Annotated in this window: 2 protein-coding genes; both read right to left on the bottom strand. The window is 74.3% G+C overall.

Annotated elements, in window-relative coordinates:
* On the bottom strand, positions 1-2,876 hold a 2,876-nt coding region (locus AB0L95_RS39090; RefSeq protein WP_365170974.1), incomplete at its 3' end, for a type I polyketide synthase.
* Positions 2,869-10,293 carry a type I polyketide synthase gene (locus AB0L95_RS39085; RefSeq protein ID WP_365170972.1) on the bottom strand — a complete coding sequence of 2,475 codons (7,425 nt, stop codon included), beginning with the start codon at positions 10,291-10,293 and terminating at the stop codon, positions 2,869-2,871. The genes AB0L95_RS39085 and AB0L95_RS39090, both read right to left, overlap by 8 nt.
* Positions 10,294-10,517 lie beyond the last annotated feature (224 nt).

Genomic DNA, 10,517 nt, shown 5'->3' with positions numbered 1-10,517 from the left:
ACACACCACCGCCCCGACAACCCAGGGCCCACACCCTCCCCAGCCACCTCCGACCACTCCACACCCACCAACCACTCCGCCCACTCCGCAGCAGCACCGGCGGCAGGCCGGACCGGCGCGGTCGGCCGGGGTTCCTCGCTGAACCAGTGGCGTTCGTGCTGGAACGGGTAGGTCGGGAGGGCGACGCGGCGCCCTGCCGGGCGGCGGCCCTGGTGGAAGGCCGCCCAGTCGACGGGGACACCGTGGACATGGAGCGTGGCGAGGCTCCCGAGGAGTTCACGCCCGTCACGGCCGGGGCGCAGGCTGGGCAGCCAGAGCGCGTCGGCGTCGGGCAGAGCGCCACGGCCCAGGCCGAGCAGCACGGGCCTGGGCCCGATCTCCACGAAGGCGCGGGCACCCGAGGCGTGCACGGCGCGCAGGCCGTCCGCGAAACGGACCGGGGCCAGGGTGTGCCGTGCCCAGTAGCCGGGGTCGCACAGTTCCTCCGCGCCTACCGGTCCGCCGGTGACGTTGGAGATCACGGGGATGCGGGGCGCGGTGAACCGGACGGAGCGGGCCGCGTCGGTCAGGGGCGCGGTGACGGGCTCCATGAGCGGCGAGTGGAACGCGTGCGAGACGCGCAGATCACGCCCGGTGACACCGTGCCCGCCGAGTTCGGCGACCGCCTCGCGCACCTGGGCGCCGTCGCCCGAGACGACCACGTCCTCGGGGCCGTTGACGGCGGCGACGGACACCAGCGGATAGCGTCGTACGACGTCCTCGACCAGGTCGGGCCGGCCGCGCAGCGCGACCATCACACCGCCGGGCGGGAGCTCCTGCATCAGCCGGGCGCGCTCGGCGACCAGACGCAGACCGTCGGCGAGGGAGAACACCCCGGCGACACAGGCGGCGGTGTACTCGCCGACGCTGTGCCCGAGCACGGCCACGGGCTCGATCCCCCACGACCGCCACAGCCTGGCCAGGGCGTACTCCACGGCGAACAGCGCGGGTTGGGTGACGCGCGTGTTCCGCAGCTCCTCGGCGGCCGTGTCCGCGTCCGCCGAATCCGGGTACAGCAGGGTGGTGAGCGGGCGGCCCAGGATCGGGTCCAGGATCTCCGCACACTCGTCGACGGTCCGGCGGAACACCGGCTGCGTCTCGTAGAGTTCCCGTCCCATGTCCGGGTACTGGGAGCCCTGCCCGGTGAACAGGAACGCCACCTCGGGGACCGAGCGCGCGCCCCGGACCTGTCCGTCGAAGGTGCCGGGGCCGCCGTCGGTGAGCCCGCGGACCAGCTCGGCGGCGGAGTCGGCGACGACCGCCCGGCGGTGTTCGAGGTGGCTGCGCCCGGCGCCCGCGGTGAGACAGACGTCGGCGAGGGACGCCCCGCCCGCGCCGTCGGCGACGAACGCGGCCATCCGCGCCGCCGCCTCGTCGAGCGCCGCCGGGGTGGCGGCCGAGACGGTCAGTACATGGAAAGCCCCGTCGGCGGACGGCTCCGCTTCGGGCACGGCCGCGTCCTCGGCGGCCGGGCCCTCCAGGACCACATGGCAGTTGGTGCCGCTGAAGCCGAACGAGCTGACTCCGGCCAGGCGGCGGTCCCCGTGCCAGGGCTCCAGGGCGGTGGGCACCTTCAGGGGCAGTTCGTCCCAGTCGATCAGCGGGCTCGGACGGTCGAGGTGCAACGTGGGCGGGACAGCGCCGGCGCGCAGCGCGAGAACCGCCTTGATGACGCCCGCGACACCGGCCGCCGCCTCCAGGTGCCCCAGGTTCGACTTGACCGAGCCGATCGCGAGGGGTCGGGTCCGGCCGGCGAAGACCGCGCCGAGCGCGGCGGCCTCGATGGGGTCGCCGAGCGCCGTGCCGGTGCCGTGCGCCTCGACGTAGCCGATCTCGTGCGGCTCGGCGCCCGCGTCCCGCAGCGCCTGCCGGATGACGTCCTGCTGCGACGGGCCGTGCGGCACCGTCAGTCCGCTGCGGTGCCCGTCCTGGTTGGTGGCGCTGCCCCGGATGACGGCGAGCACCCGGTCGCCGTCCCGTCGGGCGTCGGCGAGCCGTTTGAGGACGAGCATTCCGCAGCCCTCGGCACGTACGTATCCGTCGGCGGCGGCGTCGAAGGGCTTGCAGCGGCCGTCCGGGGCCATCATGCGCGCCTTGGAGAGGCTGATCGTCTCGTGCGGGGTGACGATCTGGTTGACGCCTCCGGCGAGCGCCGCGTCGCAGGCTCCGGAGCGCAGGTTCATCACGGCCAGGTGCACCGAGACCAGGGAGGACGAGCAGGCGGTGTCGACGGAGAGGGACGGGCCGGTCAGTCCGAGGAAGTACGAGAGCCGTCCGCTGGCCGTGCTGGTGGTGCTGCCGGAGCTGAAGTAGCCGTCCAGGGCGTCGGCGCCCTGGGCCACCATCGCCTCGCGGTAGTCGACGTTGCTGATGCCGACGAAGACCCCGGTGCGGGCGGGCAGGCTCTTCACGGGCATGCCCGCGTCCTCGAACGCCTCCCACGACACCTCCATCAGCAGCCGCTGCTGGGGGTCGACGCCGGCCGCCTCGCGGGCGGAGATGCCGAACAGCGCGGCGTCGAAGCCGGCCAGGTCGTCCAGGAAGCCGCCGTGCCGGGTGGACATCCGGCCGGGGGCGTCCGGGTCGGGGTCGTAGTAGGCGTCCACGTCCCAGCGGTCGGCGGGCACCTCGGTGATCGCGTCGCGGCCCTCGGCCAGCAGCCGCCAGTACGCCTCCGGGCTCCCGGCGCCCGGGAAGCGGCACCCCATGCCCACGATCGCGACCGGCTCCCGGCCCCCCGCGCCGGAGCGGGTCCGGGCGACCTCCAGCTCCAGTTCCTCGATCCGTGCCAGGGCCCCCTTCAGCAGGGCCTCGTAGCGGTCGTTCTTCTCACGCATGGTCGAAGTTCCCGATCCCCAGCTTCTTGGCCAGCAGTTCCGCCACGTCGTCGGCCCCCGAGCCGTCGGTGTCCCCGGGCTCCTCGGCCCCGCCCGCGGTGTCGTCGTCCGTGGTCGCGTCCGTGTCGTCGTCGAGACCCAGAACCTCGCCGAGGTGCCCGGTCAGGGACGACAGCGTCGGGTAGTCGAAGACGACGGTCTGGCTCAGTCGGCAGCCCAGCACGGTCCCCAGCCGGTTGCGCAGCTCGATGGAGCCCAGTGAGTCCAGGCCGAGCGAGAACAGGCCCACGTCCGGCTCCAGTCCGGTGTCCGAGCCCAGGGCGTGCACGACCTGCTCCCACACCGTGTCGGCGAGCAGCCGCCGGCGACGCAGCGGGTGCTCGGCCGCCAGCCGGTCGCGGAACGTGGCGGACCCGGCGGGGGCGGCGCCCGCCGCGGGGCGCGTCCGGAACCCGGACAGGAACGGGACGGGGCCGATCTGGTGCTCCAGGAACCGGGGCCAGTCGATGGGCAGGACGGCGATCGCACCGCCCTCGGGGCGGGCCCCGAGCAGCGCGCCCAGCGCGTCCACGCCCTGGCGCAGCGGGATGACGCCCTCGCCCATCCGCTCCAGCTTCTCGTCGAGGCCCAGCCGGGCGCTCATGCCCGCCCCGGCCCAGGAGCCCCACTGCACGGCCAGGGCCGGCAGCCCGAGGCCCCGGCGGTAGGAGGCGAGACCGTCCGCGTAGGCGTTGGCGGCGGCGTAGTTGGCCTGGCCGGGCGCGCCCAGCGCGGAGGACACCGACGAGAACAGCACGAAGAGGTCCAGCGTCAGGTCCCGGGTCAGCCGGTGCAGCAGCCAGGCCCCGTTCGCCTTGGGGCCGTGCACCCGGGCGAATCGCTGCGCGGTCTGCTCGCCGAGCACCCCGTCGTCGAGGACGCCCGCAAGGTGCAGCACCCCGCGCAGCGGGGGCAGTTCGGGATCGTCGGCGATCCGCCGCAGACAGTCCGTCAGCGCGGCCTCGTCCCCGACGTCGACGGCCGCGGTGTGCACGCGGGTGCCGGCGGCCCGTAGCTCGTCGATCACCTCGTTCGCGGCCGGACCGGGCGCGCCCCGTCCGGCCAGCACCAGATGGCGCGCGCCCTGCTCGTGCAGCAGCCGAGCGGTCTGAAGGCCGAGCCCGCCGAGCCCGCCGGTGACCAGGTAGGTGGCGTCCGGGGAGACGGCCGGGCCGTCGGTGGCCGCAGGGGCCGTCCGGGTGAGCCGGGCCAGGTGCCGGGTGCCGTCGCGGTGGCCGATCTGGTTCTCGTCGGAGCCCCCGGCGGCCAGGGCCAGTTCGGCGGCGAGCGCGGTGGCCTGTGCGGGGAGGGGGCGCGCCGGGTCCAGGTCGATCTGTACCGGTCGTAGATCCATCTGTTCGAGCCCGACCACTCGGCCAAGGCCCCACAGGACCGTCTGGGCCGGGTCGGTCACCTCGTGGCCCGCCACGGCCTGCGCGCCCCGGGTCACCACGCACAGCCGGGGCGTGCGCTCGCCCCGCCCGGCCAGTGCCCGGACGAGGTGCAGCAGCCGTACGCCGTGCCGGAGCGCCGCGTCCGCGTGGACGGGGGCCGTGGGCCCGGTGCCGTCGTCCCCGGCGGTCCCGGGCTGTTCGGCGGGCCAGGCGGCCACGACCAGGTCGCAGCGTCCGTCGATGCCGGCGAGCGCGTGGTCGAGCAGGCGCCCGACGTCCTCGGGGCCGTCGGCGCCGGAGGGGTCGAGGGTGCGGACCGTGGCCCCGTGGGTCCGGGCGGCCTCGGTCAGCGCGGGGGCGAGCGGCCCCTCGGACAGGACGAGCCAGTGCCCGCCGCGGCCCGCGGGCTCCGGTACGGCGGCCGGTTCCGGTGTCCATGAGGTCCGGTAGAGCCAGTCGCGCCAGGCGGCCCCGGGGCGGCCCAGCATGGCCTGCCGCTGGGCCCGCTTGAGCAGGACGCCCTCCATGGTGAGGACGACCCGGCCCTCGCCGTCGTACAGGTCCACGTCGCCGTGCAGGGTCTCGGGGTCGTCGCTGTCCGCGGGCCGCAGCCGGGCGTGGCACCACGCCGAGGTGCCCACCCGCTCGTGGAACAGCATGCGTTCCACGCCGACCGGTACATAGGTCCGGCGCCCGTACTTCTCCGGGTAGGTGACCGTCAGCGCCAGGAAGCACGCTTCGAGCAGCACCGGGTGGATCCGGTGGTGCGGCGCCTCGTCGGTCAGCTCGCTCGGCAGGGCGATACGGGACAGACAGGTCGCGTCCTTGCGCCACAGGCGCTCGGTGGCCCAGAACAGCGGTCCGAGGTCGATCTCGCGTTCCCGTTCGCCCTGGTAGATCTCCTCGACCGGGACCTCCCCGGTGAAGCGGGCCGTCAGCTCCGCCAGGGGTTCGGCCGGGGCGGTCCCGGTCCGCTCGGGCCCCGGCGCGAGCCGTCCCGAGATGTGCGTGGTCCAGGGTTCGGTACCGGCCGCCCCGGCGGGCCGGGAGTGGATGCGCAGCGCGTACGCGTCCCCCGACTGCCCACTCTCGGGTTTCAGGACGGTCTGCATGTCCCGGTCGACGCCCTCGTCGGGGAAGGTCATGGCCCGGTGGATGAAGAAGTCCCGCAGTTCGACGCCCTCCGTGCCGAAGGCCTCCTGTCCGGCGGCGAACGCCGTCGCCAGATAGGCCACTCCGGGCATCACCACCGTCTGGAACACCCGGTGGTCGCCCAGCCAGCGCAGATCCCGTACGCCCACCACGGACGCGAAGCGGACGTCGTCGCTGTCGGCCAGGTCCAGCCGCCGCCCGATCAGCGGTGCGGACTCGGCCCGCGCGGCGGGCGGGGAGGCGGCCCCGGCCGGGGCGTCGATCCAGTGCCGTCGCCGCTGCCACGGGTACGTGGGCAGGGCGACGCGCCGGCGCCGGCCGGGTGCGTGGAGCCGCCGCAGGTCGACCGGCCGTCCGGCCTCCCACAGGGCGCCCGCCGCCGCCAGCAGCTGGCGCTGCTCGCCGCCCCGTCGCAGGCTCGGCACCAGCCGGGCGGGGAAACGGTCGGCGACCTGCTCGTTCACGAACGGCAGCAGTGTGGGGCGGGGGGAGATCTCCAGGAAGACGTCCGCGCCGGACGCCGCCATGGCCGCCGCGCCGTCGGCGAACCGCACCGGCCGCATGATGTGCTCGACCCAGTACTCCGCGCGCGCCAGTTCCTCGCCGGCCGGCTCGCCGGTGACGTTGGAGACGACCGGGATACGGGGCGGGGCGTACCGGACGGACGCGGCGACCTCCGCGAACCGCTCCAGCACGGGCCGCATCAGCGGTGAGTGGAAGGCGTGCGAGACCGTCAGTTCGCGGTGGCGGAGGCCGCGTTCGTCCAGGGCCGCGACGATCTCCGCGACGGCGGCCCCGTCGCCGGACACGACGGTGGAGCTGGCCCCGTTGACCGCTGCGATCGAGACCGTGTCCCGGCGCGGGGCGATGAGCCGGTCCACCTCGTCCTCGGGCGCGGCCACGGACACCATGCGGCCGCCGCCGGGCAGCGCGCCCATCAGCCGGCCGCGCTCCGTGACCAGGGTCAGCGCGTCCTGGAGGGAGAACACCCCGGCGCGGCAGGCCGCGACATACTCGCCGAGGCTGTGGCCGATGACCACGTCGGGCCGTACGCCCCAGGACTCCCACAGCTCGGCGAGGGCGAACTCGAAGGCGAACAGGGCGGGTTGGGCGTACGCGGTGCAGTCGATCGGGGAGTCCTCGCCCTCGGCGGGGAAGAACACCTCCAGCAGCGGCCTGGGCAGCCGCCCGGCCAGCAGCTCGGCACAGCGGTCGAGCGCCGCGCGGAAGACGGGCTGGGTGTCGTACAACTCGCGTCCCATGCCCGCGTACTGCGATCCCTGGCCGCTGAAGACGAACGCGGTCCGGCCGCCCGGCACGAGGGCCGTCCGACCGGATGCGGCCTCGGCACCGAGCGCGTCGACGGCCTCCTCGGCGGCCGCCGCGACGACCGCGAGCCGGTGTTCGAACGAGCGGCGGCCGGTCGCCGCCGTGAAACACACATCGGCGAACGGCAGCCCGGGGCGTTCCTTGAGGTGCCGGGTGTAGCGGTCCGCCAGCTCCCGCAGCGCCTCGGGCGTGCGCGCGCTGAGGGTGAGCAGCTGGGGGTCCTCGGGCGTGGGCCGTGCGCCGGGCTCGGCGGCGGGGCCCTCCTCCAGCACGACATGGCAGTTGGTGCCGCCCATGCCGAAGGAGCTGACTCCGGCCCGGCGCGGGGTCTCCCCCTCCGGCCAGGCGGTGGTGGCCGTGTTGACGTGGAACGGCCCGGACGCGAAGTCGATCCGTGGGTTGGGCTCGGTGAAGTGCAGGCTGGGCGGCAGGGTCCGGTGCTCCAGGGCGAGCGCGGTCTTGATCAGCCCGGCGATACCGGCCGCCTCGTCCAGATGCCCGATGTTGGTCTTCACCGATCCGATGGCGCAGGAGCCGACGGCGACGGGCCGCTCGGTGCCCGACCGGAACGCCTCGGTGAGCGCGGCGATCTCGATGGGGTCGCCCATCGCGGTGCCCGTGCCGTGCGCCTCGACATAGCCGACGCTCGCGGAGTCGACGCCCGCGTCGTCGAGGGCGTCCTTCACGACCTCGGCCTGCCGCTCGACGCTCGGCGCGGTGAAACCGACCTTGTCCGCGCCGTCGTTGTTGACCGCCGAGCCCTTGATGACCGCGACGATCCGGTCGCCGTCAGCGAGGGCGTCGTCGAGCCGCTTGAGGACCACAAGACCGCAGCCGTTGCCGAAGAGCGTGCCCTCCGCCCGGGCGTCGAAGGCCCGGCAGTGCCCGTCGCGCGAGCGGATCATGCCCTCTTCGTGGAGGTAGCCGCCCTTCTGCGGTACGACGATCGACACACCGCCGGCCAGCGCCATGTCGCTCTCGCCGGACCGCAGACTGCGGCAGGCGAGGTGCACGGCGACCAGGGAGGTGGAGCAGGCGGTCTGCACGTTCACGCTCGGGCCGCGCAGGCCCAGCTTGTACGAGGCGCGGGTGGGCAGGTAGTTGCGGTCGTTGCCGAGCTTCAGCTGGAACTGGATCATGTCGGCCTCGATGAACGGGCCGCCGTGCGGATAGCCGAAGTGCGGGACGAGGTTGTTCACCAGATACGTGCTCATGCCGGACCCGGCGAAGACACCGACCGGCCCCAGCTCCTCGCCCGGCGCGTATCCGGCGTTCTCGAAGGCCTCCCACGCGCACTCCAGGAAGACGCGCTGCTGGGGGTCGACGGTGGCGGCGTCCTTGGCGGTGATGTCGAAGAACGCCGCGTCGAACAGGTCGATGTCCGGCAGCACCGCGCCGGCCGGCACATAGTCGGGGTGATCGAGCAGCCGCCGGTCGGCCTGGTCCAGTTCGTCCGAGCCGAACCGGGTGACGGACTCGATGCCGTCGCGCAGGTTCTCCCAGAACGTCTCCGTGTCCCCGGCGCCGGGGAAGCGGCCCGCCATGCCGATGATCGCGATGTCGGCCCCGGCCATGGCCGCGCCCGTACGGCGGGGGCGGCGGCGCCCGGTGGCGGGGGCCGCGGCGTCGTCGAGGTGGGCGGCGAGCGCCCGTACGGTGGGGTGGCGGAACAGATCGACGACCGGGAGGGCCCGGCCCAGCAGCTCGGACAGTCGGCGCTGGACCGTGACCAGGTGCAGCGAGGTGCCGCCGATGTCGAAGAAGCTGTCGTGGACGCCGACGGTGTCCAGCCCGAGGACGTCCTGCCACACCTCGGCCAGCAGGCGTTCGGTGTCCGTGCCGGCCCTCACCGGGGCGGTGTCGGAGAGCCGCTCGAACACGGCGGGCGGGGTGAGCCGACGGCGGTCCGTCTTGCCGCTGGAGGTCAGCGGCATCGCGTCCAGCACGTCGTAGGCGTCGGGCACCATGGGGCCCGGCAGCCGGTCCGCGAGGTGGTCGCGCAGCCGCCGGACGGCGCCGTCGCGGGCCGCCCCGGGCCGCAGCACCAGGTGGGCGACGAGCCGCTGGTGGCCGTGCACGTCATGGGCGAGGACGACGGCCTCGGCGACGTCGGGGTGGGCGGCGAGGGCCGCCTCCACCTCGCCGGGCTCGATGCGGACGCCCCGGATCTTGACCTGGTCGTCCAGGCGTCCGAGGTGGTCGACGGTGCCGTCGGGCAGGGCACGGGCGAGGTCGCCGGTACGGTACAGCGTGCCCTCCCCGAAGGGGTTGGCCACGAACCGCTCGGCCGTCAGGTCCGGCCGGCCGAGATAGCCGCCCGCCACGCCCGCCCCGGCGATGCACAGCTCGCCCTCGGTGCCGTCGGGCACGGGCCGCAGGTCCCCGTCGAGGACGTACACCTGGACGTTGTCGAGGGGCAGCCCGATGGGCGCGCTCGCGGGCCACGCGGCGGGGTCGCCGGTGAGGGTGCAGGTCGTGGCGTCCTGGAACTCCGTCGCGCCGTAGTGGTTGTGCAGCAGGGCCCCGGTGCGGCCGAACAGCTCCCGGAGCGCGGGGGTGATGCGCAGCCGCTCCCCCGTGGTGATCACCTCGCGGAGCGCCGGGGGCGCGGGTTTGTCCAGGGCGGCCTCGGCGAGCTGGGTCAGCACGGTGACCGGCGCGAAGAGCCGTTCGACGCGCTGCTCGGCGAGGAAGTCGGCGAGCGCGAAGGAGTTGCGGCGCACGTCCTCGTCGGCGAGGACCAGCGTGCCGCCGAAGCACAGCGTGGAGAAGATCTCGTGGAAGGAGAAGTCGAAGCTGACCGCGCACACCTGGGCGGTCCTCGACCGGCAGCTGCCGGGGCGGCTGCGGTCGTGCCAGGTGAGCATGTTGACCAGGGAGCGGTGGGTCATCGCGACGCCCTTGGGGCGTCCCGTCGATCCCGAGGTGAAGACGACGTAGGCGGGCGTGTCGGGTGCGCCGCGCCGGCCGGCCGCGTTCCGCTCGTCGCCGTCCGGTCGTGCCCCGTCCGCGAGGGCACCCCCCTCGTCCCGGACCGGGACGCGGACCGTGTCCGCCGGGAAGGCGCGGGAGCCGTCGGTGACGGCGACACGGATACCGGCCTGCTCCATGATGTGCCGTACCCGTTCGTCCGGGTCCCCGGCGTCCAGCGGGACGTAGGCGGCGCCCGCCTTGAGGATGCCGAGCATCGCGGCGAAGAGTGCGGGGCCGCGCTCCAGGCACAGGGCGACGGGTTCGCCGGGGCCGGTCCCGAGGTCGCGCAGGCGCCCGGCGACGCGGTCGGCCATCGCGTCGAGTTCGCCGTAGGTGGTGTGCCGTGCGCCGTGGACGACCGCGACCGCCTCGCTGCCACCGGGGTGACGGGCGCCCGCGGCGGGCTCGGCTCGTGCCACCCGCTCGAACAGCTCGTGCACTGTTGTGTCCGGGACGGCGGCGACGGCTCCGAACCACGCACTGGACGGCTTCCCCGTGTTCGGTCCCCGCCTGTCGCGCGCGTCGCTCATCGCCTGGCTCCCCCGGATGCAATCAGCAATCAAAGGCTGTTGGACGAATGGTATGGAAGTCCGGCGGCTGGGCAGTATCAATTGCTCGGGCCACAGGACGATTTGGACAGTTACGGCCGTGCCGCGTGAAGCGGAGTCGACGCCAGACTAGGCATCCAAGGTGCCTTCAGCGCAAGGGGCTTCGCGAACTAAAGATCCACAGTCGCCCAACTTCCGCTTCCTCG

The organism is Streptomyces sp. NPDC052036, assembly GCF_040680495.1.
Lineage (GTDB): Bacteria > Actinomycetota > Actinomycetes > Streptomycetales > Streptomycetaceae > Streptomyces.
Note: the sequence above shows the minus strand (reverse complement) of the source record. Positions and strands in the feature narration are given on the sequence as shown.

What these genes read in the sequence shown, in the direction of transcription:
- AB0L95_RS39085 (WP_365170972.1), bottom strand. Translation starts at nt 10,293, where the DNA reads ATGAGCGACGCGCGCGACAGGCGGGGACCGAACACGGGGAAGCCGTCC.